Raw genomic sequence first — 26,988 nt, 5'->3', positions numbered from 1 at the left:
AAACGGGTTCTTATGCCTTAGTTGTAAGTGTCTACCATGTCCCCGAACAAGTGTTCACTATGTCCCCGGACCGTACACCCACAGGGAGAGGGCGCAAACACCAAAAACGGCAACAAGGTTGCCGTTTTGCGTTTTCCCTCAGTCCCGTAGGCCGGGTAAGCGTCAGCGCCACCCGGCAACAAACGGCTACGGCAACTTACTCTCAAGCGGATTCTTGCTCAGGTAATCGGCGCACTCAACCGTTGGACGGTCAACTTTCTGCAGCTCCAGTCCGTCGTACTCAAGCGTCAAGCCATCGCGCTCCAGCGGATAGATATCCAGCTTGCGGGTCACGTTGTAATAACTGTCTGAACGCAGCATGATTTTACCCGGCACGGCAATCACGCGCTGCCACTGACGGCAGTCCAGCGTATCGCCCTCCTCCGTCACCACCAGCGTGGCAATCGCCTCCGGGCTGACCATTTTGCTCTGCGGCCCTTTCGACTGCCAGTATCCCGCCAGATGCGCCGGGACGGGATGCTTAATCACATCCTTGTAGTTATCTACCTGAACGCATCCGGTCAGTGCCAGCAGCGCGCCAGCAATTGCTATTTTTTTCATCATCTTTCCTGCATTCGAAGAAAAAAATATTGTGGCATTAAAGCGCTAAGGCTGCCAGCGAAGATCGACAGGTCTTAAACCTGCATCCCCATCACTTCCTGATAAGCCGACACCAGCTTGTTACGCACCTGGATCCCCATCTGCAGGGAAACGGACGCTTTTTGCAAATCGGTCATGACGTCATTCAGCGCCACGCCCGGTTCACCGAGGGTGAACTTCTCTGCCTGGGTGCGCGCTGCGGTCTGGGTATCACTGATACGGTCAAGCGCGGCATGCAGTTGCCCTGCAAAACTGATGCTCGGCTGTTGATCTGCCACATTCTGATTACGGGCCGTCATTGCCGTTGCCTGCAGCTGACTGATTACCCCTTCAATACCCTGAATAGCCATGACTCTCCCCTGGATGGTTTTTTACGCGGTCAAGACTAACAGCTTGTCAATAAGATAATGGCGGTAAATAGCGTGAAAAAACCAGGTTATTTGACGCATAGAAAATCACGAATCATCAAATAATGGCAGGGCCATCAATATGGAACTTTTGTCGTGTTTGCCGACCCGGGAGTCAGTTTTGTTTCTCTACACGAATAACGTAAACCACCAGGATTTAAGAGGTGCGCAATGAGTGCAACAGCATCGACAGCGCCGCAAAATAAATCACTCGAGTGGATGAACCGCCTTCGCGCGAATCCTAAAATCCCGTTGATCGTGGCAGGCGCTGCCGCAATTGCGATCCTTGTAGCGATGGTCCTGTGGGCGAAAAGCCCTGATTACCGGACGCTCTACAGTAACCTTTCCGATCAGGATGGCGGTGCCATCGTCACCCAGCTTACCCAGATGAACATCCCTTATCGCTTTGCCGATAACGGGGGGGCACTTGAGGTTCCTGCGGATAAGGTGCACGAACTCCGTCTGCGTCTGGCTCAGCAGGGGCTGCCAAAAGGCGGCGCGGTGGGCTTTGAACTGCTGGATCAGGAAAAATTCGGTATCAGCCAGTTCAGCGAGCAGGTGAACTACCAGCGTGCGCTGGAAGGTGAACTGGCCCGCACCATTGAAACCTTAGGCCCGGTGAAGAGTGCCCGCGTGCACCTGGCAATGCCTAAACCTTCCTTATTTGTCCGCGAACAGAAATCGCCTTCGGCTTCCGTAACCGTGAACCTCGAGCCTGGCCGCGCGCTGGACGAAGGGCAAATCAGCGCGGTGACGCACCTCGTCTCCAGCGCCGTCGCCGGTCTGCCGCCGGGTAACGTAACGCTGGTCGACCAGAGTGGCCACCTGCTGACACAATCCAATACCGCCGGTCGCGACCTGAATGACGCGCAGCTGAAATATGCCGCCGATGTCGAAAGCCGTCTCCAGCGTCGTATCGAAGCCATCCTCGGCCCGGTAGTAGGCAACAGCAACGTGCATGCGCAGGTTACCGCGCAGATTGACTTCGCCAATAAAGAACAAACCGAAGAGCAGTACAGCCCGAACGGCGATGCGTCTCAGGCGGTCATGCGTTCGCGCCAGATAAACTCAAATGAGCAGGTCGGTGGAGCATATCCAGGTGGCGTGCCGGGTGCGCTGTCTAACCAGCCTGCCCCGGCTAACGCGGCACCGATCTCTACGCCGCCGGCCAATCAGCAGAACGGTCAGCAAAATCAGCAAACCACCTCGACGGCCAATAACGCCGGTCCGCGTACCAGCAGCCGTAACGAGACCACGAACTACGAAGTGGACCGGACAATTCGCCACACCAAACTGAACGTGGGTGATGTTCAGCGTCTGTCCGTCGCCGTGGTCGTGAACTACAAAACGCTGCCGAATGGCAAACCGCTGCCGCTGACTGCCGAGCAGATGAAGCAGATCGAAGATCTGACCCGTGAAGCGATGGGCTACTCCGAGAAGCGTGGCGATAGCCTCAACGTAGTGAACTCGCCGTTCAACTCGGTTGAAGAGACCGGCGGTGAACTGCCGTTCTGGCAACAGCAGGCGTTTATCGATCAGCTGCTGTCCGCAGGACGCTGGCTGCTGGTGCTGATTGTCGCGTGGCTGCTGTGGCGTAAGGCTGTTCGTCCACAGCTCCAGCGTCGTGCTGAAGCCGAAAAAGCGGCTCGCGAGCAGATGAACACGCGTCAGGAAACGGAAGAAGCGGTTGAAGTTCGCCTCAGCAAAGATGAACAAATGCAGCAGCGTCGTGCTAACCAGCGCATGGGCGCTGAGGTCATGAGCCAGCGCATTCGCGAAATGTCAGATAACGATCCGCGCGTCGTGGCGCTGGTCATCCGCCAGTGGATGGGTAACGAACATGAGTAATACGCTTACGGGCACCGATAAAAGCGTCATCCTGTTGATGACCATTGGCGAAGATCGCGCGGCAGAGGTGTTTAAACACCTCTCCCAGCGGGAAGTGCAAATTCTGAGTGCGGCTATGGCCAGCGTGCGTCAAATCTCCAACAAACAGCTGACCGAAGTGCTGTCGGAGTTTGAACAGGAAGCCGAACAGTTTGCCGCGCTCAACGTCAACGCCAACGACTACCTGCGTTCCGTGCTGGTCAAAGCATTGGGCGAAGAGCGTGCCGCCAGCCTGCTGGAAGACATTCTGGAAACGCGCGATACCGCCAGCGGTATCGAAACGCTTAACTTTATGGAACCGCAGAGTGCCGCCGACCTTATTCGCGACGAGCACCCGCAGATTATTGCCACCATCCTTGTCCACCTCAAACGTGGCCAGGCGGCCGATATTCTGGCGCTGTTCGAAGAGCGTCTGCGTCACGATGTAATGCTGCGTATCGCAACCTTCGGCGGCGTCCAGCCAGCCGCGCTGGCAGAGCTGACCGAAGTGCTGAACAGCCTGCTCGACGGCCAGAACCTCAAGCGCAGCAAAATGGGCGGCGTGAGAACGGCGGCGGAAATCATCAACCTGATGAAAACGCAGCAGGAAGAGGCAGTTATTACGGCGGTTCGCGAATTCGACGGCGAACTGGCACAGAAAATTATCGACGAGATGTTCCTGTTCGAAAACCTGGTCGAAGTGGACGACCGCAGTATCCAGCGCCTTCTCCAGGAAGTGGATTCCGAGTCTCTGCTTATCGCCCTCAAAGGTGCCGAGCAGCCGCTGCGCGAGAAGTTCCTGCGCAACATGTCGCAGCGTGCGGCGGATATCCTGCGCGACGACCTTGCCAACCGCGGCCCGGTTCGTCTGTCTCAGGTGGAAAACGAACAGAAAGCCATCCTGCTTATTGTTCGTCGTCTGGCAGAAACCGGCGAGATGGTGATTGGCAGCGGAGACGACACCTATGTCTAATGAGCTGCCGTGGAAGCGCTGGACACCGGACGATCTGGCTCCTCCCCTCTCTGAGTTCATGCCAGCCGTGATAGCGCCCGAGGCACTCGACCCTGACGTCGAGCAGCCCGAGCTTAGCGAGGAAGAGCAGCAGGCACAGATGCTGGCTCAGCTGCAAATGCAGGCGCACGAGCAGGGCTATAATGCCGGTCTGAACGAAGGCCGGCAGAAAGGCCACGAGCAGGGGTATCAGGAAGGCCTGGCAAAAGGGTTAGAGCACGGTATCGATCAGGCGCGCCAGCAGCAGGCGCCGATCCATGCCCGCATGCAGCAGCTGGTCAGCGAGTTTCAGCATACGCTGGACGCGCTGGACAGCGTGATTGCCTCGCGACTGATGCAGATGGCGCTGGAAGCCGCGCGTCAGGTGATCGGCCAGACGCCCGTGGTGGATAACACGGCGCTTATTAAACAAATTCAGGGCCTGCTGCAGCAGGAACCGCTGTTCAGCGGGAAGCCGCAGCTGCGCGTCCATCCGGACGACCTGCAGCGCGTGGAAGAGAGCCTGGGGGCAACGCTTAACCTGCACGGCTGGCGTCTGCGCGGTGACCCGTCGTTACATCACGGCGGCTGCAAAGTCTCTGCCGATGAAGGTGACCTGGATGCCAGCGTCGCCACCCGCTGGCAGGAACTGTGCCGCCTGGCGGCACCGGGAGTCGTCTGATGACCGCACGCCTCACCCGCTGGCTCACCACGCTCGACAACTTTGAGACGAAGATGGCGCAGCTGCCCTCTGTTCGTCGTTATGGCCGTCTGACGCGCGCCACCGGTCTGGTTCTTGAAGCCACCGGCCTGCAGCTTCCGCTAGGTGCGACCTGCGTGATTGAACGTCAGGACGGTCTGGAAACGCGTGAAGTTGAAAGCGAAGTGGTCGGGTTTAACGGCCAACGTTTGTTCCTGATGCCGCTTGAAGAGGTGGAAGGCATTCTGCCCGGCGCGCGCGTGTATGCCAAAAACATTTCTGGCGACGGGCTGCAAAGCGGGAAACAGTTACCCCTTGGTCCTGCCCTGCTGGGTCGCGTGCTGGACGGCAGCGGGAAACCGCTCGACGGGCTGCCCTCCCCGGACACCACCGAAACCGGTGCGCTGATCACCCAACCGTTCAACCCCCTGCAGCGTACCGCTATTGAGCATGTGCTGGACACCGGCGTGCGTCCGATTAACGCCCTGCTGACCGTGGGACGCGGACAACGTATGGGCCTGTTCGCCGGGTCAGGCGTGGGGAAATCCGTCCTGCTCGGCATGATGGCGCGCTACACGCAGGCCGATGTGATCGTCGTGGGGCTGATCGGCGAGCGTGGTCGTGAAGTCAAAGACTTTATTGAAAACATTCTGGGTGCGGAAGGCCGCGCCCGCTCGGTGGTTATCGCCGCGCCGGCGGATGTGTCGCCGCTGCTGCGTATGCAGGGTGCCGCGTATGCCACCCGTATCGCCGAAGATTTCCGTGACCGCGGCAAGCACGTACTGCTGATCATGGATTCCCTGACCCGTTACGCAATGGCGCAGCGTGAAATCGCGCTGGCCATCGGTGAACCGCCTGCGACCAAAGGCTACCCGCCTTCGGTCTTTGCCAAACTCCCTGCCCTGGTTGAACGTGCGGGGAACGGCATCAGCGGCGGCGGCTCCATCACCGCGTTCTACACGGTGCTGACGGAAGGCGATGACCAGCAGGACCCGATTGCCGACTCCGCGCGCGCGATCCTTGACGGTCACATTGTGCTGTCGCGTCGTCTGGCTGAAGCCGGGCACTATCCGGCCATTGATATTGAAGCATCCATCAGCCGCGCAATGACGGCGCTGATAACCGAGAAGCACTACGCCCGCGTGCGTAACTTCAAACAACTCCTCTCCAGCTTCCAGCGCAACCGCGATCTGGTCAGCGTCGGGGCGTATGCCAAAGGCAGCGACCCGATGCTCGACAAAGCGATTACCCTGTGGCCGCAGCTGGAGGCATTTTTGCAACAAGGCATTTTTGAACGCGCCGACTGGGAAGATTCAATTCAGGCACTGGAGCTGATTTTCCCGCAGGTGTAACACAGGTGGAGGGCGAAGGTCATGGCGCAAAACAGCGCGTTATCAACGCTGAAAGATCTGGCTGAAAAAGAAGTTGATGATGCCGCATTGCAGCTTGGCGCAATGCGACGCGGGTGCCAGCAGGCTGAAGAACAGTTGAAGATGTTAATCGACTATCAGCATGAATATCGCACCAACCTCAATACCGATATGACACAGGGCATTGGCAGCCAGCGCTGGATTAACTATCAGCAGTTTATCCAGACGCTGGAAAAGGCGATAGATCAGCATCGCCAGCAGCTTAACCAGTGGACCCAAAAAGTCGATACCGCGCTGAATTTCTGGCGTGAGAAGAAGCAGCGACTGCAGGCCTGGCAGACCTTACAGGACCGACAGATCGCGGCGACGACCCTGGCGGAAAACCGTCTGGATCAGAAAAAAATGGATGAGTTTGCCCAGCGCGCATCAATGAGGAAACCGGAATGATCACACTGCAACAACTGCTGATGAGCGACAGCGACCTGTCAGGCGGCACGCAGACGGGGAAAGGCACCGACGGTGCACAAGACTTTCTCTCTCTGCTGGCGGGCGCCCTGTCGGATGCAACGGGCAAGGGCAAAGATGCGCCGCTGACCCTGGCCGATCTGAAAGCCGCCGGCAGTAAGCTGTCAAAAGTCGCGCAGGACGCCAAAGGCGATACCACCCTGCAGGCCAAAATTGCCGACCTGCTCTCGCGTCAAACTGCGCTGAATGGCGATGAAACGTTGCCCGTCACGTCGCTTGATACGCTGATTTCCGGGCTGGTGCCGCTGTCAAAGGGCGATGCCCAGAAAACGCTCAATGCGGTCAACAGTAAAGATGACAGCAAAAGCGAACTGAGCGAAGAAGAGCTGGCCGGATTAAGCGCGCTGATGGCCATGCTGCCGCACCAGCAGACCAACACTTCTCACGTGGCAGCCAGCGACGGTATTGCCGAACGGTCTGCGATCGGTTCCGCAACGCTTGCACAAACGGGCGCGGGCCAACCGTCCCTGAACGCCCTGCCGGGAAGCCATGATAAAGGGCAGACTGCTGCGACTTATCAGAGCCACAGCCTGGCGAAAAACAGCGACCCGGCCCTGTCGGACAACGCGCCTGCAACGCCGGTCGTGGCCGCCGCAGCAGAGAAGCAGGAACTCGCCAGCGCTTCTTCCTCAACGTCGCCGACAGCCACCCTGGCACCGATTATGTCCAGCCATGCGACCAGCCAGCCAGCCGCCACCGTTGCCACCGCGCCGGTGCTAAGCCAGCCTCTGGGCACCCATGAATGGCAGCAATCCCTGAGCCAGCACATCACGCTGTTCACTAAGCAGGGCCAGCAGACAGCAGAGCTGCGTCTGCACCCGGAAGATCTGGGTCAGGTGCAAATTTCGCTTAAGCTGGATGATAACCAGGCGCAACTGCAGATGGTCTCTGCGCACAGCCATGTCCGTGCGGCTCTGGAAGCGGCACTGCCGGTCCTGCGAACGTCGCTTGCGGAGAACGGCATTCAGCTTACGCAAAGTAGCGTCAGCAGCGAGAGCTTTGCCGGGCAGCAGCAGTCCTCCTCCCAGCAGCAGCACCAGGCTTCGCGTTCCGGCAATACCGGCGGTTTTAATGAAGAGAGCGATGAGTTACTGCCTACCCCTGCCGCCCTGCAATCCGCGGCGCGCGGTAACAGTGCCGTAGACATCTTCGCCTAAACGCCAGAGGTAGCGTGATTATCCCCGTCTTTTCCACGCTTTGACGACAGCAGGACACGGGATAATCACCATATTAAGCTGTACCGAAACAGGAAGCTCGTATCAGATGACTGACTCCGCTATCACCAAAAAAAGTAAGCGTTCCATCTGGATCCCGCTGCTGGTGTTGATCACGCTCGCCGCCTGCGCTACTGCGGGCTATAGTTACTGGCGTATGCAGCAGGAACCTTCGACCGCTGCAGCCAAAGCCGAACCTGCACCACCGCCGGCGCCGGTATTTTTCCCTCTGGACACCTTCACCGTGAATCTCGGTGATGCGGATCGTGTGCTGTATGTCGGTATTACGCTGCGTCTGAAGGATGAAGCCACGCGCTCGCGTCTGAATGATTATCTCCCGGAGGTGCGTAGCCGCCTTCTGCTGCTGTTCTCCCGTCAGGACGCTTCGGCGCTGGCCACCGATGTCGGTAAGCAAAAGCTGGTCGACGCCATTAAACAAACGCTGGCGACACCGCTGGTAAACGGCCAACCAAAGCAGGAAGTCACTGACGTTCTGTATACAGCCTTCATTCTGCGGTAACGACATGGGCGACAGTATTCTTTCTCAGGCAGAAATCGATGCGCTGCTTAACGGCGACAGCGATAAAAATGATGATCCTAAACCGGGCGTTGGCGGCGATAACGATATTCGTCCCTATGACCCGAATACCCAGCGTCGCGTGGTCCGTGAACGTCTGCAGGCGCTGGAGATCATTAACGAACGTTTTGCACGTCAGTTCCGTATGGGGCTGTTTAACCTGCTGCGTCGTAGCCCGGATATTACGGTCGGTGCGATCCGCATTCAGCCGTACCACGAGTTTGCCCGCAACCTGCCGGTGCCAACTAACCTTAACCTGATTCATCTGAAGCCGCTGCGCGGCACCGGTCTGGTGGTGTTTTCGCCAAGCCTGGTGTTCATTGCGGTGGATAACCTGTTCGGCGGCGACGGGCGCTTCCCGACCAAAGTAGAAGGTCGTGAATTCACCCACACCGAACAACGCGTCATTAACCGCATGCTGAAGCTGGCGCTGGAGTCTTACAGCGACGCGTGGAAAGCGATTAACCCGCTGGAAGTGGAGTACGTTCGTTCTGAGATGCAGGTGAAATTTACCAATATCACCACCTCCCCGAACGATATCGTCGTTAACACGCCGTTCCATGTGGAGATCGGTAACCTGACCGGCGAGTTCAACATCTGCCTGCCGTTCAGCATGATCGAACCGCTGCGCGAGCTGCTGGTGAACCCGCCGCTGGAGAACTCCCGCAACGAAGACCAGAACTGGCGTGAAAACCTGGTCCGCCAGGTCCAACATTCACAGCTTGAACTGGTGGCGAGCTTCGCCGATATCCCGCTGCGGTTATCCCAGATCCTGAAATTACAACCCGGTGATGTTTTGCCGATAGAAAAACCCGACCGCATTATTGCCCATGTGGATGGTGTCCCCGTGCTGACAAGCCAGTACGGCACGATTAACGGTCAGTATGCGTTACGCGTTGAGCACTTGATCAACCCGATTTTGAATTCGCTGAATGAGGAACAGCCCAAATGAGTGACATGAACAATCCGTCCGATGAAAACAGCGGAGCACTGGACGATCTGTGGGCTGACGCGTTAAACGAGCAAAAAACGACCCCAGCCAAAAGCGCAGCGGATGCCGTATTCCAGCAGCTCGGCGGCGGTGACGTCAGCGGCACGCTGCAGGACATCGACCTGATTATGGACATCCCGGTTAAGCTGACCGTTGAACTGGGGCGCACCCGCATGACCATTAAAGAGCTGCTGCGCCTGACGCAGGGTTCCGTGGTGGCGCTTGACGGTCTGGCCGGTGAGCCGCTGGATATTCTGATCAACGGTTATCTGATTGCTCAGGGTGAGGTGGTGGTGGTTGCCGATAAATACGGCGTGCGTATCACCGACATCATTACTCCGTCTGAACGTATGCGTCGTCTGAGCCGTTAAGCATGAAAACCCAGGCAACAATATCACAACCTTCTGCCGTCCCCGGCTCACCTCTGCTCCAGGTGAGCGGGGCGTTGCTCGGTATTATTGCCTTTATTCTTATCGCCGCATGGCTGGCGAAGCGCTTTGGCCTGGCGGGTAAAACCGCCGGTACCCGCGGCCTGAAAGTTAGCGCCAGCACCACGCTGGGGCCACGCGAACGCGTGGTCATCGTCGAGGTGGACGACGCGCGTCTGGTCCTGGGCGTAACAGCTTCAAACATCAACGTATTACATAAACTGCCGCCCGCCCCTGTTGTGGTGGACGAGCGCGCAGACGCCCCTGCGGATTTTCAGTCCGTCATGAAGAGTTTGCTAAAGCGTTCCGGGAGATCCTGATGCGCCGTTTGTTATCCCTGACGCTTGCGGGCGTTGGCCTGTTTGCTCCCGCAGTCTATGCGCAACTGCCCGGTCTGGTTTCAACCCCTCTCGCGGGCGGCGGACAAAGCTGGTCGCTTCCGGTTCAGACGCTGGTGTTCATCACCTCGCTGACGTTTATTCCGGCCATTCTGCTGATGATGACCAGCTTCACCCGCATCATCATCGTTTTTGGTCTGCTGCGAAACGCGCTGGGAACCCCTTCCGCCCCGCCAAACCAGGTTCTGCTGGGGCTGTCACTGTTTTTGACCTTTTTCATTATGTCGCCGGTTATCGATAAAATTTATACCGACGCCTACCAGCCGTTTAGCGAAGATAAAATCTCCATGCAGGAGGCGCTGGATAAAGGCGCGCAGCCGCTGCGGGAATTTATGCTGCGCCAGACGCGCGAAGCGGACCTTGCGCTCTTTGCCCGCCTGTCCAACACCGGCGAACTGCAGGGACCGGAAGCGGTGCCAATGCGTATTCTTCTGCCAGCCTACGTCACCAGCGAGCTGAAAACCGCGTTCCAGATTGGCTTCACCATTTTTATTCCGTTCCTGATTATCGACCTGGTGATCGCCAGCGTCCTGATGGCGCTCGGGATGATGATGGTTCCACCCGCCACCATTGCCCTGCCCTTTAAGATCATGCTCTTTGTGCTGGTCGACGGTTGGCAGCTGCTGGTCAGTTCGCTGGCGCAGAGTTTTTACAGTTAAGGAACGGCAATGACACCCGAATCGGTCATGATGATGGGCACGGAAGCGATGAAAATCGCCATTGCCGTTGCCGCTCCACTGCTGCTTGTCGCGCTGGTTACTGGTCTTATCATCAGTATTCTGCAGGCAGCCACGCAGATTAACGAAATGACCCTGTCATTTATCCCGAAAATCATTGCCGTGTTCATGGCGATTATCGTGGCCGGGCCGTGGATGCTGAACCTGTTGCTGGACTATATGCGCAACCTGTTTACCAATCTGCCGTATATCATCGGCTGACCTGACGATGCTGCACTTCACCAGCGACCAGTGGGTTCAGTGGCTCGGCGTCTATTTCTGGCCGATGCTGCGGATCATGGCGCTGATATCCACCGCCCCGATTCTCAGTGAGAAATCGATCCCCAAGCGTGTCAAAGTGGGGCTGGGCATCATCATCTCCATTATCGTCGCCCCGTCCCTGCCCCCTGTGGATATTCCGATCTTCTCGGCGAATGCGGTGTGGGTGGCGCTACAGCAGGTCATGATTGGCGTCGCCGTCGGCTTTACCATGCAGCTCGCTTTTGCCGCGGTGCGTACCGCAGGGGAACTGATTGGCCTGCAGATGGGGTTATCGTTCGCCACGTTTGTTGATCCCGGCAGTCATCTCAACATGCCCGTGCTGGCCCGAATTATCGATCTGCTCGCCATGCTGCTGTTCCTGTCGTTCAACGGCCATCTCTGGCTTATCTCCATGCTGGTGGATACGTTCCATACGCTGCCGATTGGTGAAAATCCGGTGAACAGCAATGCCTTCCTGGCGCTCACCCGCGCGGCGGGGCTGATATTCCTGAACGGGCTGATGCTGGCGCTGCCGATCATCACCCTGCTGCTGACCGTCAACCTGGCATTAGGTTTACTTAACCGAATGGCACCGCAGCTTTCGGTGTTTGTCATTGGTTTTCCGCTGACGCTGACGGTCGGAATTTTATTAATGTCACTACTGATGCCACTTATCGCTCCCTTCTGTGAACATTTATTCGGCGAGATATTCAACCTGTTAGCGGATATTGTCAGCGAGCTGCCTCGTAAATAATAGCCCTCACTGTTGCCATTGTCTTTCTGAGGATATTCCTAAAATAAAACACGAAAAACATCTTCCAGGATATATCTGACGCGGTTTAATTGTTTCTAACCATCTCACAATACTTAATATTTACTTTACTTTAAGAAGATTCCTGGCAAATTATACGTAACTTTACGGGATAGTGAGTCCGCCTGAAAGTCTTTGTCATGCTCACAGGTTTATTATTTTTTTCCATCCCGTATGGCTGTTTTGAGCTCTCAGGCAGATGGTGAATTATCGTTACGCATTGAGTGAGGGTATGCCATGTCAACGATCATTATGGATTTATGCAGCTACACCCGGCTAGGGTTAACCGGGTACCTGGCAAGCAGAGGGGTAAGAAAGAGAGACATCAACGATGCACACACCGTTGACGAACTCGCGGCCGCTTGTGACGAACTAAAACCAGGCGTGGTGTTTATTAATGAGGACTGTTTCATTCACGATCCAGCCAACAGTCAGCACATTAAGCAAATCATTAATCAGCATCCAAAAACCCTGTTTATAGTTTTTATGGCGATCGCAAATATCCATTTCGATGAGTATTTGTTGGTCCGTAAAAATTTATTGATCAGTTCTAAATCGATTAAACCAGAGTCGCTGGATGACATTCTGGGTGATTATTTGAATAAAGAAGTTAAAAATGTAGGAGCGGTTAACTTACCCACCCTATCATTAAGCAGGACTGAATCAAGTATGCTGAGAATGTGGATGGCGGGCCAAGGAACTATTCAGATCTCAGACCAGATGAATATTAAAGCTAAAACCGTTTCGTCACACAAAGGAAATATTAAAAGGAAAATTAAAACGCATAATAAGCAAGTGATCTACCACGTGGTACGCCTGACCGATAATGTGACGAACGGGATTTTCGTCAACATGCGTTAGTCGCTTAAGAAAAGACCCTGTGCACCCTACCTTTGATCTCTGGCCTGGCCAGAGATTTTTGCTTTTGCGGACGTTGTCGGGCACGCGAAGCGCTACCCGACGCCGTGCTAGTCTGCTTTCTCGACAAAAATGCCGTCAGGATGCCCCAGTTCGTTAAAAAACCAAATGCCGAGCGGGTAGTCTTCCAGTGATACGAGGTACATTATGCCTTCACTAAACTCTTCAATTGCCAGCACCACACCCGGGCGGCGCGGCCCACCGTCCGTTTTAACCGTTACCCGATCGTTGACCTTCATACATTCCTCCTCTGGTTTTGAGCCAGTGTAGAACAAAACGCAAAAACGCACATCGCCGCCCGGCGTGAATGGCGTTTTTATGCACAAGCTATACTTAGCCTTGTAGGTTGAAAGAGGAGTCCCGGAATGAAGACCGATAAAGAGTATAGCGACACCATCAAGCGCGAAGTCGAGGTGGATGTCGATGCCCTGCTTGCCGCCATCAATGAGATCAGTGAGTCAGAAGTCCGCCGGACGGACGACAATTCGGACCGCGTCATTGTCAACGGCAGGGATTACCACACCTATCGTGAACTGGCGGAGGCCTTCGAGCTTGATATTCACGACTTTAGCGTGTCGGAAGCCAATCGGTAGGGCGAAAAAAATCCCGGTCATGGGGATGACCGGGATCAAAACTTGCTTATGCAAGAAGCACTTGAAAATTCGTTACACCAGGAAATCTGATGTACGCACCACACTATCCCCAACGAATTTGTCTGACAAGCATATATTCTTATGATGAATATACTATTTTTAACATAATGCTTTTTGTTATCCGCAATAACATACGCCGAATGCGGGTTTGCCAGGGACCGTTCTCTTTTCCCCGGTTTCCACCTCGGTTATTTTTTTAGGAATTTTCTTAGAAACCGACGCGGCCGTTACCAGGAGCGACTATGCCTTCACTGCGGGATTCATTGCTGATTTTTTCTGACCTGGACGGCTCGTTGCTGGATATTCATACCTATGAGTGGCAGCCCGCAATGCCCTGGCTGGACAGGCTGCTGGATAACCAGGTGCCGGTCATTCTTTGCAGCAGCAAGACCGCGGCTGAGATGCTGGATATCCAGCAGGATCTGGGCCTGGAAGGCTTGCCTTTTATTGCCGAGAACGGCGCGGTTATTCAGCCTGACGTGCGTTGGGAAAAGGTTCAGCGCCAGATAAGAGGGATGACGCACCGGGATATTCGCCCGCGGATCGAGCACATCCGTCTGCAGATGGGCTTTAAATTCACCACCTTTGACGACGTAGATGAGCACGTCATCAGCGAATGGACGGGACTGACGCGTTATCGTTCGGCGCTTGCCCGCAGGCATGAAGCCTCCGTTACGCTCATCTGGCGTGACACCGATGAGAACCTGGTCCAGTTTGAAGAGGAACTGGCGCGCTGCGGCCTGCAATGCCTGCAGGGAGCGCGCTTCTGGCATATTCTGGACGTCCGCTGTGGCAAGGACGTGGCGGTTAACTGGCTGATTGAGCAATACCGTGAGCAGGAAGAGATCGAACCCACGACCCTGGGGCTCGGCGATGGTCCTAATGATGCGCCGCTGCTGGACAGCGTTGACTACGCGGTGGTGATTAAGGGCATTAACCGCCAGGGTATCACGCTACGGGACGATAACCCCAGGCGGGTTTATCACACCCAACAGCCCGGGCCAGCGGGCTGGCACGAGGGGCTGGATCACTTCCTGTCCTGATCCCGCCAGACGACCCGGTTACGCCCGGTCTGTTTAGCCTGATATAACCGGGCGTCCGCAATGGACTGCAGCTGTTCAAAATCGTAGTTCCCCGCTTCATCCGCACTGCTGACGCCCAGTGACGCGCTGATGCGTAGCGTCGTGCTCTTCTTCACCAGGATCTCCTTACTGTTGATTCGGCAGCGAATACGGTCCGCGACGCCTCTCGCCTCTTCCAGACCAATCCCCGGCAGGACGACACAAAACTCTTCCCCGCCGACGCGCCCTGCCACATCATTCTTGCGTAACGCGCTGGCAATCAGTCCCGCCGTGTGGGATAGCACTTTATCCCCGGCCTGATGGCCAAAACGGTCGTTGATGTTTTTAAAGTGGTCGAGATCGATCTGAATCACTGAAAATGGCAGAGATTTCTGGCGACAGGTTTCCGCCAGTATTTTTGCACGGTCGAACAGCGCGCCGCGATTGTTCAGCCGGGTAAGCGGGTCATGCCAGGCCTGCCACTGGAGCGAATGCTGAAGCGTATACATGTTACTCACCATCCGGCGAATAACCAGCCACGAGATCAATAGCATGGCGGTAAAGAGCGCCCACAGCAGCGCCAGCACAATACTGATGCTGCCGAAGTCGTCTTGCACCCCTTCATGCAGGGTGTGGATCCGCAAGACAACGCCGTCGAAGTGATCGAGCCGCTCCCAGCTAACAAAACGGCTTCCGAGGCGGATGCCGCCGCCGGTATCGTTCTCAATCGCGTGGGCAATCTGCGCCGTTTCACGTTCGTCGAAGTGGTTAACCGGGGTTCCCGCGTGGGCAGAAGTGGCAATCATATTGAGCCGGGTGTCGTACAGCTGATACTCCCCTTCCGTCCGGTCTTCCGTCGCGTCAGCCAGCAGACGCTGCATCGTGTTCAGCGCAAAATCCATCGCCACGACGCCATACCAGTAATGATCAAAATAGATGGGGACGCTGGCGGTAATCGTTCGTTCATCATTCGTCCAGGATGAAGGCGTGGAGATAAACCAGCGCACCGCGCGAGCGCGATTGTTACGTTCCGACTGCTGGGTAAACCAGGATTGCGTGACCAGATGGTAATAGCGGGAGGTGATATCGCCCGCCTGCTCCGGCGTGTCTGTGGAAATAAAAAATCCGGCGCGGGACACATAGATTACCCGCGCTTCCGTTCGCGCTCTCGACGACGCCAGCCTGAGCAGATACCCCACTTCGAGCGCGGCAGAAATTTCATGACTGATGCGCTCAGCGTCACGATTCAGAATCGTGGTTTTTTCGACGAAGGCATCCGACACGCCGTTAATGGGAAGGGTGCGTTGTTTGTCAACGGCAAGCTGCCAGGTGGGGAGCATGCGGACCGCGTTAAAGCGTGACACCGCATTCTCCAGGACATCAAATGCCAGCGGCGTCTGGATCGCATCACGCATGCCCTGACGGAACAACAGCATCCTGTCCACGCTGTTCTGTAACTGCCGGTCCAGCGAACTGGCCACCGTATCCAGATGGTTACGCTGGCTGGAGATATACGCTTCTTCCAGCACCACCACCTCGCGCCAGGTCAGGAGTGTGGAAAACACCAGAACGGTCAAAAAACAGAGATTAACAATCAACCCCGGATTGCTACGCTTATGCAGCCATTGTAGAAAAGATTGTTTTACAACAAAGGTATCGCGCTGCACACACACTCCCTGATTACTGCCTTACACTCGGTACTTGAAATAAAAACGCCCGGCAAAGCCGGGCGTTATGTGATTAAGCCTTGTCCCGCTTGTGCTGCCCGTCCCCCGGCTGAAGCTCATCTTCACGAAATGCTTCCCGCTTGATGCTATAGCCATCGTGCCACCGACATTCCACCATTCCGCTGGAATACCCGGTGACAATCATACGTGGGCCGCCCTTCTTAGGCTTAACTTCATCACTGACCAAAAAGACCATACCTGCCTCCTGTATCAGGGTGAAACTGTTTCAATTTAGACGAGGAATGGTCTTTTTGCATCCCACAGCGGGTAACAATTAGTGCGACGTGCCGCGTATTTTCTCAACCAGTTTCACCGCCGCGACGACGATAGCGCCAACGATAAAGCCCAGCACCAGATTCAGCAGAGTGGGCAGAATCGCCGCGACAACAGCACCCTGCGCCGAGGAGAAATGTTCAATAGCATGATGCAGCGGCGCAATGCCGTGAACCACAATACCGCCGCCCACGAGGAACATCGCCAGCGTGCCCACCACGGACAAACTCTTCATCAGCCAGGGGGCCAGTACCAGCAGGCTCTTGCCGATGCCTTTTGCCACCGCGCTTGATTTCGTCTCCAGCCAGTAGCCAATATCATCCAGCTTAACGATCAATCCGACCAGGCCGTACACGCCTACCGTGACCAGAATGGCGATGCCGGAAAGGATCAGAACCTGATTCAGAAGCGGCGCGTCGGACACAATGCCAAGCGTAATGGCAACAATTTCCGCGGACAGAATAAAGTCGGTCCGAATGGCACCTTTGACTTTATCGCGCTCGAAGGTTTTCGGATCCTGAGCGGCCAGCGCTTCAAGACGCTGCTGGCGCATCTCCGGCGTATCGCTCTCCTTGCGCGCGCTAAAGGAGTGCAGGACTTTCTCCACCCCCTCGAAGCAGAGAAATGCCCCGCCAATCATCAGCAGCGGCGTGATAGCCCAGGGAATAAAGGCGCTGATCAACAGCGCCAGCGGTACCAGAATCACCTTATTCAGGAAGGAGCCTTTCGCCACGCCCCACACCACCGGCAATTCACGGTTAGCCCTCACGCCACTCACCTGTTGGGCGTTAAGCGATAAATCATCTCCCAGCACACCTGCGGTTTTTTTCGCCGCCAGTTTACCCATCACCGAAATATCATCCAGTAAGGTGGCAATATCATCCAGCAATGTTAATAAGCTACTTCCTGCCAAAATCTTCATCCTTCATTTTTTGGTAATTAAGTGAATAGTATGGAGCAAAAGCGCAAACCCGGAAACAGGCACCTCGCGTCAACAAAAAATTAACATCGACTGCACAATTAAAGGACTCGCCAGCACGATAGTTTTCGCGTTTACTATCAGCGACCTTTTTATTACGTCGTGAGGGATTATGCGTTTCCGGCAATTGCTACCGCTCATTGGGGCACTCTTTTCGCTGTACATCATCTGGGGTTCAACCTACTTTGTCATTCGCATCGGCGTGGAAAGCTGGCCGCCACTGATGATGGCGGGCATCCGCTTCCTCTCGGCTGGCGTCTTGCTGCTCGCGTTCCTGCTGCTGCGCGGACATAAACTTCCCCCTCTGCGCCCGATGCTGAATGCCGCCCTGATCGGCCTGCTGCTGCTGGCGGTGGGAAATGGGTTTGTGACGATTGCCGAGCACCAGAACGTACCGTCCGGGATCGCCGCCGTGGTCGTTGCCACCGTACCGCTCTTCACCCTCTGCTTCAGCCGCCTGTTCGGCATCCGCACCCGCAAGCTGGAATGGCTGGGAATTGGCATAGGACTGACCGGCATTATTTTGCTCAATAGCGGCGGTAACCTGAGCGGGAATCCGTGGGGCGCAGTGATTATCCTGATAGGCTCGATCAGCTGGGCGTTTGGTTCCGTATACGGTTCACGTATCGAGCTCCCCACCGGCATGATGGCCGGCGCGATTGAGATGCTCGCTGCTGGGATTGTACTGCTTCTCGCCTCCACGCTGACGGGAGAAAAGCTGACTACCATGCCGGACCTGTCGGGCTTTCTCGCGGTAGGGTATCTGGCGCTGTTTGGCTCTGTCATCGCCATTAATGCCTATATGTTCCTGATCCGCAACGTCTCCCCGGCGGTCGCCACCAGCTATGCCTACGTCAACCCGGTCGTGGCCGTGCTGCTCGGTACGGGATTAGGCGGAGAAACGCTCTCTTCCATTGAATGGGTTGCTTTAGGGGTGATTGTTTTTGCCGTCGTGCTGGTCACCTTAGGCAAGTATTTGCTGCCTGCAAAACCGGTGGTCACCCCTTGCGAGGTGGAGAAACCGTAAGCAGGTGAATACCCTGCGTGTCGATCTGCGCGGTCTGGCCGCCGCCGCAGATCCACTCTTCCAGCCGTTCCGACAGTTCAACATCATTCAGTTTTAATCTGCCCCTCAGCGCACACTCCCAGACGATCAGCACCCGCCAGCCCTGCGCAATCAGCGTGGTGAGATCCCGCTTGTCGCGTTCGACGTTCTTGCCAATCTTATCCAGCCAGAATTCGGTGCGCGTCGCGGGGACTTTAAACAGGTAGCAGTCGTGGTGGTGCCAGAAACAGCCGTGGGTAAAGATGATGCACTGCCATGCGTCGATGACGAAATCGGGGCGACCCGCCAGGGCGGCATCCTGCACGCGGAAATCAAATCCCGCCTGCGTCAGCAGCGCGGCCAGGCGCTTTTCAATGGCGGTATCACGCGTGCCGATGGCACGCATGTTTTTACTGCGCGTCGCCTTATTGTGAACATCCGTCATTGACGGCCTCACCCTGACGGAGCGCTACCGCCTGTCTGATGCGCGAGGCCAGCAGTTTTGCCACGGCCGCGAACGCGGGAACCACTACCGAGTTACCAAACTGACGGTACGCCTGGGTGTCCGAAACCGGAATGCGGAAGCGGTAACCCTGCGGGGATTCAAAGCCCATCAGCCGGGCGCATTCCCGCGGCGTTAAGCGTCGCGGACGGTGACGCTGGTTGTGCGGATCGTCGAAATCTTTTTCACCCAGCGCCTTGTCCCATCCTCTGTCGATAAGGATTTCCGCGCCGTCTTTGTAGTAGCGAGCGGACAACGTGCGGGTCACGCTGTGCGGATCGTTCGGGTTGACCATCCCAAAACCGAAGCCGTTGCCTTTCGCCTGATGTTTCTTGGCATAGCGGTAGAGATATTTCCACAGCACCGGGGTGAGGATAAATTTCGCGTCAACGACAGGTTCCAGCAGGTCAGCCACGCTGGGACGGCGTTCGGGATACAAAGACGGGATATCCCGCAGGGTGAAGTCACCCTTCAGATTGAGATCGCGGCGGAAACCCACCAGCACGATACGTTCGCGATGCTGGGGCAGGAAATGTTTCCCATCAATGATTTTTGGGTCATCCGCGCCCATGTCCTGGGAATCGGCCACGTCATAACCCAGCTCATCCAGGGTTTGCATGATAATGCGGAAAGTTTTCCCGCCGTCGTGGCTTTTTAAATTTTTAACGTTTTCCAGCACAAAAATGGCCGGACGACGGGCGTCAATGATACGGGCCACGTCAAAAAACAGCGTTCCCTGCGTATCGCAGGCAAAACCGTGGGCGCGTCCGAGGGCATTCTTTTTTGAAACGCCGGCCAGCGAGAAAGGCTGGCACGGGAAACCTGCCAGCAGCACGTCATGGGCCGGGATCGTCTGGCGAATGTGTTCGGCGGCTTGTTCATCGCTCACCCCGCTTTTATGGCTCAGGGTGACGTCGCGGATATCCGCGTTGAAATGATGCTCGTGGGGATCGCAGTACCAGTTAGCCTTGTAGGTACGCACGGCGTGTTTGTTCCACTCGCTGGTAAACACGCACTGGCCACCGATAGCTTCAAAACCGTGTCGGATACCGCCGATACCGGCAAACAGATCGATAAAGCGGAAGGCATAGTTCGGGTGCGCGGCAGAAGGACGCGGAAGCAAGTTTTGCAGATAACGAAACTCGCCTTCACTCAGGCGACGCCCAGCTCGCTCGCTGGTCAGCAGACGTTTAAGAATAGCCGGGCTCCAGTGGCTCTCACCCTGTGCCACCAGCAGATTTGCCAGCGTTTTAGCATCATAGATATCCAACAGCTGGCCCAGTAACGCCTGCACCGTTGCCGTTGTTTTCTCAGCCTGCTCAGGCGCGGGCTCTGTCACTGATCGTTTTTCCTGCATTCTTTTAACCGGAGAATAAAGACTGGGAACAGATTACCACAGTTCATTCGCGCAAACTGCGACGGAAGCGGCTCAGCACCTGGCTATCCATCCCGATGCAGTCGCCGTGTAATTCAGCACTGAGTTTCGCCATAAACTGGATCAGGAAATCGGCGTTGTGACGTGCCAGCTCGCGGCCCATTTCTGTTTGCATTGTATCAGGCAAGCGCAGCAGCTTGGTCTGAAAATGATCGAGGGCAAACGCACGATCGTCCAGCGGACGCGCATCGGCAAACGGATCGTCTGCGTCAAAAAGCGGTACGCCCAGCGCACCCGAGACGGCAAAAACGCGCGCCAGACCAATAGCCCCTAACGCTTCCAGCCGGTCAGCGTCCTGCACAATTTTGGCTTCCATGCTCTGCGGCACAATCCCGGCGCTAAAGCTGTGCGCCTCAACAGCATGTTCCACGGCGGCATAGCATTCAGACGGGAAGTCCGGGAAGTCGCGGCGCAGAATGGCACTCGTCTTGCGGGCTGCCAGCTGGGATGACCGGCTGCGTTCAGGGTGGTTTTTCGGCAGGCTGACGATATCGTGGAAATAGCATGCGGTCAGGACCACCAGCGGATCGGCCGCCTGATGAGCCATGATTTTTTGCGCCGTCATCCAGACACGACGAAAGTGCGAAATATCATGTGCGGTATCGTCGGTCGTGTGGTTTTCCTCTAGCCATCGCTCAAAGCTATGCTGCCACCGGGCAAGTTCCATCGTTACATCCTGTTGTAAAAAAGGGAATGAATTATAACATAGCCGAATTAAATCAATTTAAAAATAGAACTACGAAATACTTAATAATAATTACACCATATAAATTCAATGAATTAATTCACAAGAAAAATAAAGAGATTAATAGAAATATTTTGCAATATTTGAACGAATTTAATTACATTTATTTTTGAAACTAAACAACAACTCCTGGAATAGTATCGACCCTGTAATTATGGAGAGTGATTACATATATTCATATAAATTATCTTTCAAGGGAATATATAATGAAAAGAAAAGTTCTGGCGATTCTTGTACCCGCGTTATTAATGGCTGGCGCAGCAAATGCGGCTGAGATGTACAACAAAAATGGCAACAAAGTTGACCTGTACGGTAAGGTTGATGCGCGTCATACCTTCTCTGACAACCCTAGCGACGATGGCGATGAAACCTATGTCCAGATTGGTTTCAAAGGCGAAACCCAGATCACCAACGATCTGATCGGCTACGGCCAATGGGAATATAAAACCTACGCTAACGATACCGAAGGCGCGGGTGACAAATCGTTTAACCGTCTGGCATACGCTGGTCTGAAATATGGCGAATACGGTTCATTTGATTATGGTCGTAATTACGGCGTCGTGTACGACGTTGAAGCCTGGACCGATATGCTGCCTGTATTTGGCGGTGATTCTTACACCTGGACCGATAACTTCATGAACGGTCGTGCTAACGGTCTGGCAACCTACCGTAATACAGATTTCTTCGGCCTGGTTGAAGGTCTGAATTTCGCGCTGCAGTATCAGGGCGCTAACGAAGATCAGGATCCTTCAGAAGATCAGGAAGGCACTAAAAACGGTCATGACAAAGTGCGTTTCCAGAATGGCGACGGCTTCGGTATGTCAACGACCTATGATTTCGACTTCGGTCTGAGCCTGGGCGCAGCGTATTCATCTTCCGACCGTACGAACAAACAGGTTGCATACGGTGCGGGTAACTACAACCGCTACAGCCCATATGCAGGTGGCGAACGCGCTGAAGCCTGGACCATTGGCGCAAAATATGATGCAGAGGGTGTGTATCTGGCGATGATGTATGCGGAAACCCGCAACATGACCCCATTTGGTGATTTTGGTATCGCGAATAAAACCCAGAACTTCGAAGCCGTAGCCCAGTATCAGTTCGACTTCGGCCTGCGTCCGTCTCTGGCTTGGGTTTACTCCAAAGGTAAAGACATTGGCGGCAATGATTATCATACAGGTAATGGCTACGACTACGTAGACCAGGATCTGGTGAACTATATCGATCTCGGCATGACCTACAGCTTCAACAAAAACTTCTCTACTTACGTTGATTATAAAATCAACCTGCTGGACAACGACGATCGCTTCTATAAAGACAATAACATCGCAACGGATGACATCGTTGGCATCGGCATGACCTACCAGTTCTAATCCCAAAAATATCAAAGGCCGCAATCGCGGCCTTTTTTATTTCTTTATTTAAGATATTACGGCGCTTCCTGCAGCGCCACGCGGATAAACCCGTTATTCTGCGCCAGCAGCTCATGGGCTTTCCACGCATCCAGCCCTGTCAGCACCATCAGTATCGCCGTTTTACAGTTATGGTTACTGCTCTCCAGCGCGGCTTTTGCCTCCGCCCGGGTGCATCCCCCCGCTTCCATCACAATGGCGATTTGCCGCTCAGCCCATTTGGTATTACTTGCTTCAAGATCCACGCGCAGGTTGCTGTAAACGCGTCCGGTTCGGACGGCTAGCCCGGTTGCGATCATCGATAGGATCATTTTTTGCGCGATCCCCGCTTTGGTGTTGAGGTAGCCAGCAACAACATCAGCACCCAATTCCGGAGCGATGACCATGCTCGCCAGCTGCGCGGCTTCACTTTGCGCATCACCGGTGATGATGGCGACCGGCGAACCCAGCGACCACGCATGGCGCATTGCCCCCCAGACCCACGGCGTTTTTCCGCTGACGCTTACTGCCAGCATCATATCGTGTTCACCAAATTTGATGGCCTGCAGGTCGGCAACGCCGCGCTCGTAGCTCCCTTCCCCTTCTTGTGCCGTAACGGCCATCACAGGGGTTTTGCCCGGCGCATATTCATCAGCAACCTGTTGTGCGACGCATCCTGACGGCCCCGCGCCGACAATGACCAGACGCCCCCCGTGGCTGAGGGTCGCGGCGGCGTTATCCACCACGCGGGCGATAGTATGTAAACAAGGGGTGATAGCCGCAGAAATGAGTGCATCATCCTGGTGAATGACTTTCAGCATGTCCAGCGTGGACAATCGATCAATATTCATCGTGCTGGCGTGCCGTCTTTCCTTGACCGAACCGGTAAGCATAATGCTCATAAACAGCCTCCTTATTATGAGTACACACACACTATAAAGTGTTTTATATAGATGACCTGCGAGGGGGGTCACGAAAAGAGGACCAAATCCACGCCTTTACATGGCTTTAAGAAAAGCGCGTCATCAGCGATAATTACCCCTTTCTTAATCATCGCGGAGTGTTGATGAGCGATTTGCAGCCTTTCCTTCCGACGCGCAAGCGCCCCATGAAGCTGAACACGCTGGTCACGCTGATGGTGTGCGCGATTATTGCCTCTGTGCTACTGGTGGTCTTTGCGCTCTATTCCGTACAAATCACCCGGGCGACCCGCGATGATGTAAAAGATACGGCTCTGGGTATCGCCAGAACGCTGGCTAACAGCCCGGATATCCAGCGCGGCCTGATGCAGGCACCGCAGGAGAATATTATTCAGCCCATCGCCCAGGCGGTGACGAAACGAAACGATCTACTGTTCACCGTGGTGACCGATATGCGCGGGATCCGCTATTCTCACCCGAACGAGGCGCTGCTGGGTCTGCATTTTATCGGCGACGATTTAACTCCCGCGCTGGAAGGCAAAGAAAACGTATCGGTTAACCGGGGCGCGCTCGCCGAAGCGCTTCGCGTTTTCACCCCCGTTTACGACAGCCAGCACGATCAGATCGGCGTGGTAGCGGTCGGTATCTCCCTCAAAAAAGTCGAAGAACAGATTGCCCGCGGGCGGCTCAACGCCGTCTGGACCATTTTGTTCAGTATTTTTATGAGCTCTATGGGGATTTGGGGCCTGGTACGGGTACTGAAACGCATTCTGTTCGGGCTCGAACCCTACGAAATTTCCGCCTTGTTTGAACAGCGTCAGGCGATGCTGCAGTCGCTGCGTGAAGGAGTTCTGGCCGTCGATATTCACGGGCGCGTGACGATGATTAATCAGACCGCCAGAGAAATACTGCTTCTCCCCTCAGGCAAGCAGACCGAAAACGCCAGTGCTCCTCTGCTGGCCAGCCTGCGGGAAGTCTCAAAGACGGGCGTTGCGCGCCAGGATCAGGAGATCAGCTGCAACGGCCGGCTGCTGCTGTGCAACATGGTGCCCGTTAAAAGTCAGGATCGGGTGATCGGCGCCATCACCACCTTCCGCGATAAAACCGAAATCAGCCAGCTGATGCAGCGTATCGATGGCATGGTCAATTACGTCGACGCCCTGCGTGCCCATACGCACGAGTTTATGAACAAGCTGCACGTGATCCTGGGCCTGCTGCACATTAAGCGCTACGACAAGCTGGAAGAGTACATCATCCAGACGGCCCATCATTATCAGACGGATATCGGTACGATACAGAGCAAGGTAAAATCTCCGGTGATTGCCGGATTCCTGCTGGGTAAAATCAACCGGGCGAAAGAAGCGGGCGTCACACTGACGCTGGCGGATGAATGCCAGATCCCGGATACCGCCAGCGAAGAGCAGGTCGCGGTGCTGATCACCGCGCTGGGTAACCTTATTGAAAACGCGCTCGACGCGATGCAAGGCCAGCCGGAAGGCGAAATCAGCCTGCTGCTGCATTACCAGAACGGCTGGCTCAGCTGTGAAGTCAGCGACGATGGCCCCGGCATTGATCCCACTCAGCTGGAGGCTATTTTTACAAAGGGCTTCTCAACAAAAGGTGAAAACCGTGGCGTTGGGCTGTTCCTTGCTCGCCAGCAAATCCAGAACCTCGGCGGCGATATCACCGTCGAGTCTGAGCCAGGCGTATTTACCCAATTTTTTGTTCACATCCCCTGGGATAGCGAGAGGAATATCGCGTGATAAATGTATTAATTGTCGATGATGACGCCATGGTAGCCGACCTCAACCGTCTGTATGTCAACCGTGTTGAAGGCTTTAGCTGCTGCGGCGTCGCCTCCACGCTAAACCAGGCCGAGGCCATCATTAATAACCCCAGCCAACCTGTCGATCTGGTGCTGCTGGATGTCTACATGCAGCAGGATAACGGGCTGGATCTGCTGCCCGTTATTCGCGCGTCCGGCCGCCCAATCGATGTGATTATGATCTCCTCGGCCGCCGACGCCGCCACGATCCAGACCTCCATCCATTACGGCGTGGTGGATTATCTGATAAAGCCGTTCCAGTTCCCGCGCTTTGAAGAGGCGCTGAACGGCTGGAAGGCAAAGCACAACCTGATGGGATCGCACCAGTATTATGAGCAGGCGGACGTCGACCGGCTGATCCACGGCGGGGCGCCGGAGCTGGCGGACAGTAAAAAGCTGCCGAAAGGGTTAACGCCGCAAACGCTGCGCACGATTTGCCAGTGGATTGACGCCCATCCGGAGACGGAGTTTTCCACCGATGACCTGGCAAGCGCGGTCAATATCTCCCGCGTGTCCTGCCGCAAGTACCTGATCTGGCTGGCGCAAATCAATATTCTCTTCACCAGCATTCACTACGGTGCCACCGGGCGTCCGGTGTATCGCTACCGTCTCCAGCCGGAGCAGACGGGCCTGCTCAAGCAATACTGTCAGTAACGCGGTAGTCGTTATCCAGCAGGGTAAAGCGGAAGTGGTGTGCTGAAGAGAACACCACTTCTTTTGTTTTGGTCACAAAGACAGCGTCAATATCGGGGCGCGCGCGCAGGGCGGCACAGCCCTTTTCCACGCCCATGCCGTACATCAGCGTGGTCCAGATATCGCCGTCGATGGAATTTTTAGAAATAATGGTCACGCTATCCAGTTCGTTATCCAGCGGATACCCGGTGCGCGGATCGAGAATGTGGTGGTAACGTTTGCCGTCTTGTTCAAAATAGCGCTCGTACGTTCCCGATGTGACGACGGACAGGTTCTCAACGGTCATCGTGCCGATCAGCGCCTCTGCGGCGAACGGTTTTTTAAGCCCCACGTTCCAGCCCCCTTCCGGCGAGCCCAGCGTCTGGATATTCCCCCCGAGGTTAATCAGCCCCAGCTCAGCGCCCTCTTTATGAAGGTAATCACGCACCCTGTCGGCAATATACCCTTTGGCGATAGCTCCCAGATCGATCTCCATCCCCGCTCTGGTCAGAAACACGCTGCAGCTGGCCTCATCAAGAATGACATCCTCAGGACGGGTAATCGCCAGCAGCGATGCAATTTCATCAGCAGGCGGAACGCGGTCTCCCTGAAAGCCAATTTTCCAGCGCTTCACCAGAGGACCAATGGTCAGGTTAAAGGCGCTGTCCTTGAGCAGGCTTGCCGCTTTTGCACAGCGGATCAGCTCAAACACCGGCCGACTGACGGCGACCGGATGCTGGCCAGCCGCATGGTTGATGTCCATGACCTGCGAGTGCGCGCGGTTGACGGTGAGCAGATCTTCATACTGTTTGATCAGGCGAAACACGCGGGACGCGAGGGCTTCGTCATGGGAGAAGAGTTTCAGGAGGATGGGCGAACCCATCAGAACGGCGGAGTAACTGTAGACGCGGCTGTCATCAGACATGGCATGTTTCCTCAGATGTAGCC

General features: G+C 55.4%; 30 protein-coding genes and 1 pseudogene. 20 read left to right on the top strand and 11 right to left on the bottom strand.

Annotated features, from left to right (window positions below; all coding sequences use genetic code 11):
* Window positions 1–186: 186 nt before the first annotated feature.
* Both yedD and fliE read right to left on the bottom strand, forming a co-directional pair.
* On the bottom strand, window positions 187–600 hold the full coding sequence (gene yedD, locus E3U32_RS06210; RefSeq protein ID WP_134348069.1) for a lipoprotein YedD: 414 nt from the start codon (window positions 598–600) through the stop codon (window positions 187–189).
* Between the two features lie 74 nt (window positions 601–674).
* Complete coding sequence (fliE, locus tag E3U32_RS06205) at window positions 675–989, bottom strand: flagellar hook-basal body complex protein FliE (RefSeq protein ID WP_008500329.1); 315 nt, start codon at window positions 987–989, stop codon at window positions 675–677.
* A 228-nt stretch (window positions 990–1,217) separates the two neighbouring features.
* Here fliE and fliF point away from each other — a divergent pair, with 228 nt between their 5' ends.
* The 14 genes and pseudogenes from fliF to rcsA all read left to right on the top strand — a co-directional run bounded on the left by fliF (window position 1,218) and on the right by rcsA (window position 12,755).
* A complete protein-coding gene (gene fliF, locus E3U32_RS06200) occupies window positions 1,218–2,894 on the top strand; it encodes a flagellar basal-body MS-ring/collar protein FliF (RefSeq protein ID WP_134348068.1) in 1,677 nt (558 codons plus the stop codon).
* Window positions 2,887–3,885 carry a flagellar motor switch protein FliG gene (gene fliG, locus E3U32_RS06195; RefSeq protein WP_134348067.1) on the top strand — a complete coding sequence of 333 codons (999 nt, stop codon included), beginning with the start codon at window positions 2,887–2,889 and terminating at the stop codon, window positions 3,883–3,885. Before fliF ends, fliG begins: the two co-directional genes overlap by 8 nt.
* Entirely contained in the window at window positions 3,878–4,585 is a 708-nt protein-coding gene (fliH, locus tag E3U32_RS06190; RefSeq protein WP_134348066.1) for a flagellar assembly protein FliH, read from the top strand. The genes fliG and fliH overlap by 8 nt, the downstream gene beginning before the upstream one ends.
* Window positions 4,585–5,955, top strand: a complete 1,371-nt coding sequence (gene fliI, locus E3U32_RS06185) for a flagellar protein export ATPase FliI (protein WP_134348065.1) — start codon at window positions 4,585–4,587, stop codon at window positions 5,953–5,955. The genes fliH and fliI overlap by 1 nt, the downstream gene beginning before the upstream one ends.
* 21 nt (window positions 5,956–5,976) lie before the next feature.
* Entirely contained in the window at window positions 5,977–6,420 is a 444-nt protein-coding gene (fliJ, locus tag E3U32_RS06180; protein WP_023312304.1) for a flagellar export protein FliJ, read from the top strand.
* Complete coding sequence (gene fliK / locus E3U32_RS06175; protein WP_134348064.1) at window positions 6,417–7,655, top strand: flagellar hook length control protein FliK; 1,239 nt, start codon at window positions 6,417–6,419, stop codon at window positions 7,653–7,655. Before fliJ ends, fliK begins: the two co-directional genes overlap by 4 nt.
* A gap of 106 nt (window positions 7,656–7,761) precedes the next feature.
* On the top strand, window positions 7,762–8,232 hold the full coding sequence (gene fliL / locus E3U32_RS06170; RefSeq protein ID WP_134348063.1) for a flagellar basal body-associated protein FliL: 471 nt from the start codon (window positions 7,762–7,764) through the stop codon (window positions 8,230–8,232).
* A gap of 4 nt (window positions 8,233–8,236) precedes the next feature.
* The gene (fliM, locus tag E3U32_RS06165; RefSeq protein WP_134348062.1) at window positions 8,237–9,241 is read left to right on the top strand and encodes a flagellar motor switch protein FliM; all 1,005 of its coding nucleotides are present in this window, start codon (window positions 8,237–8,239) and stop codon (window positions 9,239–9,241) included.
* Complete coding sequence (fliN, locus tag E3U32_RS06160; RefSeq protein ID WP_014170738.1) at window positions 9,238–9,651, top strand: flagellar motor switch protein FliN; 414 nt, start codon at window positions 9,238–9,240, stop codon at window positions 9,649–9,651. The genes fliM and fliN overlap by 4 nt, the downstream gene beginning before the upstream one ends.
* A 2-nt stretch (window positions 9,652–9,653) precedes the next feature.
* Complete coding sequence (gene fliO / locus E3U32_RS06155) at window positions 9,654–10,028, top strand: flagellar biosynthetic protein FliO (RefSeq protein ID WP_134348061.1); 375 nt, start codon at window positions 9,654–9,656, stop codon at window positions 10,026–10,028.
* Window positions 10,028–10,765 (top strand): flagellar type III secretion system pore protein FliP, encoded by a 738-nt coding sequence (gene fliP / locus E3U32_RS06150; protein ID WP_134348060.1) that lies wholly within the window; start codon window positions 10,028–10,030, stop codon window positions 10,763–10,765. Before fliO ends, fliP begins: the two co-directional genes overlap by 1 nt.
* Before the next feature lie 9 nt (window positions 10,766–10,774).
* The gene (gene fliQ / locus E3U32_RS06145) at window positions 10,775–11,044 is read left to right on the top strand and encodes a flagellar biosynthesis protein FliQ (RefSeq protein WP_134348059.1); all 270 of its coding nucleotides are present in this window, start codon (window positions 10,775–10,777) and stop codon (window positions 11,042–11,044) included.
* Window positions 11,045–11,051: 7 nt separating this feature from the next.
* Window positions 11,052–11,844: pseudogene (gene fliR / locus E3U32_RS06140) on the top strand (flagellar biosynthetic protein FliR); the annotation flags it as partial.
* 287 nt (window positions 11,845–12,131) lie between these two features.
* Window positions 12,132–12,755 (top strand): transcriptional regulator RcsA, encoded by a 624-nt coding sequence (gene rcsA, locus E3U32_RS06135; protein WP_008500313.1) that lies wholly within the window; start codon window positions 12,132–12,134, stop codon window positions 12,753–12,755.
* Between the two features lie 107 nt (window positions 12,756–12,862).
* Here rcsA and dsrB read toward each other — a convergent pair whose 3' ends face one another.
* Window positions 12,863–13,051, bottom strand: coding sequence for a protein DsrB (dsrB, locus tag E3U32_RS23690; protein ID WP_208527899.1), 189 nt, complete (start codon window positions 13,049–13,051; stop codon window positions 12,863–12,865).
* A 126-nt stretch (window positions 13,052–13,177) separates the two neighbouring features.
* Between dsrB and yodD the strand changes: the two genes are divergently transcribed.
* Both yodD and E3U32_RS06120 read left to right on the top strand, forming a co-directional pair.
* A complete protein-coding gene (yodD, locus tag E3U32_RS06125) occupies window positions 13,178–13,405 on the top strand; it encodes a YodD family peroxide/acid resistance protein (RefSeq protein WP_013097742.1) in 228 nt (75 codons plus the stop codon).
* A 302-nt stretch (window positions 13,406–13,707) separates the two neighbouring features.
* Window positions 13,708–14,508, top strand: a complete 801-nt coding sequence (locus tag E3U32_RS06120) for a mannosyl-3-phosphoglycerate phosphatase-related protein (RefSeq protein ID WP_134348057.1) — start codon at window positions 13,708–13,710, stop codon at window positions 14,506–14,508.
* On the opposite strand, the gene dgcQ is transcribed toward E3U32_RS06120, so the two are convergent.
* The 3 genes from dgcQ to E3U32_RS06105 form a co-directional block, all read right to left on the bottom strand.
* Window positions 14,493–16,193: a cellulose biosynthesis regulator diguanylate cyclase DgcQ gene (dgcQ, locus tag E3U32_RS06115; RefSeq protein ID WP_134348056.1), complete on the bottom strand. Its 1,701-nt coding sequence runs from the start codon at window positions 16,191–16,193 to the stop codon at window positions 14,493–14,495. The genes E3U32_RS06120 and dgcQ overlap by 16 nt on opposite strands.
* Window positions 16,194–16,266: 73 nt before the next feature.
* Window positions 16,267–16,449, bottom strand: coding sequence for a YodC family protein (locus E3U32_RS06110; RefSeq protein ID WP_008500307.1), 183 nt, complete (start codon window positions 16,447–16,449; stop codon window positions 16,267–16,269).
* A gap of 78 nt (window positions 16,450–16,527) precedes the next feature.
* On the bottom strand, window positions 16,528–17,448 hold the full coding sequence (locus E3U32_RS06105; protein ID WP_353620355.1) for a DUF808 domain-containing protein: 921 nt from the start codon (window positions 17,446–17,448) through the stop codon (window positions 16,528–16,530).
* Window positions 17,449–17,617: 169 nt separating this feature from the next.
* Between E3U32_RS06105 and yedA the strand changes: the two genes are divergently transcribed.
* Entirely contained in the window at window positions 17,618–18,532 is a 915-nt protein-coding gene (gene yedA, locus E3U32_RS06100) for a drug/metabolite exporter YedA (RefSeq protein ID WP_134348054.1), read from the top strand.
* On the opposite strand, the gene E3U32_RS06095 is transcribed toward yedA, so the two are convergent.
* The 3 genes from E3U32_RS06095 to E3U32_RS06085 all read right to left on the bottom strand — a co-directional run bounded on the left by E3U32_RS06095 (window position 18,504) and on the right by E3U32_RS06085 (window position 21,154).
* The gene (locus tag E3U32_RS06095) at window positions 18,504–18,995 is read right to left on the bottom strand and encodes a very short patch repair endonuclease (RefSeq protein WP_134348053.1); all 492 of its coding nucleotides are present in this window, start codon (window positions 18,993–18,995) and stop codon (window positions 18,504–18,506) included. The genes yedA and E3U32_RS06095 overlap by 29 nt on opposite strands.
* On the bottom strand, window positions 18,976–20,391 hold the full coding sequence (locus tag E3U32_RS06090; protein WP_134348052.1) for a DNA cytosine methyltransferase: 1,416 nt from the start codon (window positions 20,389–20,391) through the stop codon (window positions 18,976–18,978). Before E3U32_RS06090 ends, E3U32_RS06095 begins: the two co-directional genes overlap by 20 nt.
* 61 nt (window positions 20,392–20,452) lie before the next feature.
* On the bottom strand, window positions 20,453–21,154 hold the full coding sequence (locus E3U32_RS06085; protein WP_134348051.1) for a phosphohydrolase: 702 nt from the start codon (window positions 21,152–21,154) through the stop codon (window positions 20,453–20,455).
* A 284-nt stretch (window positions 21,155–21,438) separates the two neighbouring features.
* Between E3U32_RS06085 and ompC the strand changes: the two genes are divergently transcribed.
* Entirely contained in the window at window positions 21,439–22,605 is a 1,167-nt protein-coding gene (gene ompC, locus E3U32_RS06080; RefSeq protein WP_134348050.1) for a porin OmpC, read from the top strand.
* A 56-nt stretch (window positions 22,606–22,661) separates the two neighbouring features.
* Here ompC and E3U32_RS06075 read toward each other — a convergent pair whose 3' ends face one another.
* Window positions 22,662–23,525, bottom strand: coding sequence for an N-acetylmuramic acid 6-phosphate etherase (locus E3U32_RS06075; protein WP_134348049.1), 864 nt, complete (start codon window positions 23,523–23,525; stop codon window positions 22,662–22,664).
* Between the two features lie 164 nt (window positions 23,526–23,689).
* Here E3U32_RS06075 and E3U32_RS06070 point away from each other — a divergent pair, with 164 nt between their 5' ends.
* A complete protein-coding gene (locus tag E3U32_RS06070) occupies window positions 23,690–25,306 on the top strand; it encodes a sensor histidine kinase (RefSeq protein ID WP_134348048.1) in 1,617 nt (538 codons plus the stop codon).
* Window positions 25,303–26,022 carry a two-component system response regulator DcuR gene (gene dcuR / locus E3U32_RS06065; protein ID WP_063431846.1) on the top strand — a complete coding sequence of 240 codons (720 nt, stop codon included), beginning with the start codon at window positions 25,303–25,305 and terminating at the stop codon, window positions 26,020–26,022. The genes E3U32_RS06070 and dcuR overlap by 4 nt, the downstream gene beginning before the upstream one ends.
* On the opposite strand, the gene E3U32_RS06060 is transcribed toward dcuR, so the two are convergent.
* Window positions 26,003–26,965 (bottom strand): FAD:protein FMN transferase, encoded by a 963-nt coding sequence (locus E3U32_RS06060; protein WP_134348047.1) that lies wholly within the window; start codon window positions 26,963–26,965, stop codon window positions 26,003–26,005. The genes dcuR and E3U32_RS06060 overlap by 20 nt on opposite strands.
* Window positions 26,966–26,988 lie beyond the last annotated feature (23 nt).

This window comes from Lelliottia nimipressuralis, assembly GCF_004402045.1.
Classification (GTDB): Bacteria; Pseudomonadota; Gammaproteobacteria; order Enterobacterales; family Enterobacteriaceae; genus Enterobacter; species Enterobacter chinensis.
Note: the sequence above shows the minus strand (reverse complement) of the source record. Positions and strands in the feature narration are given on the sequence as shown.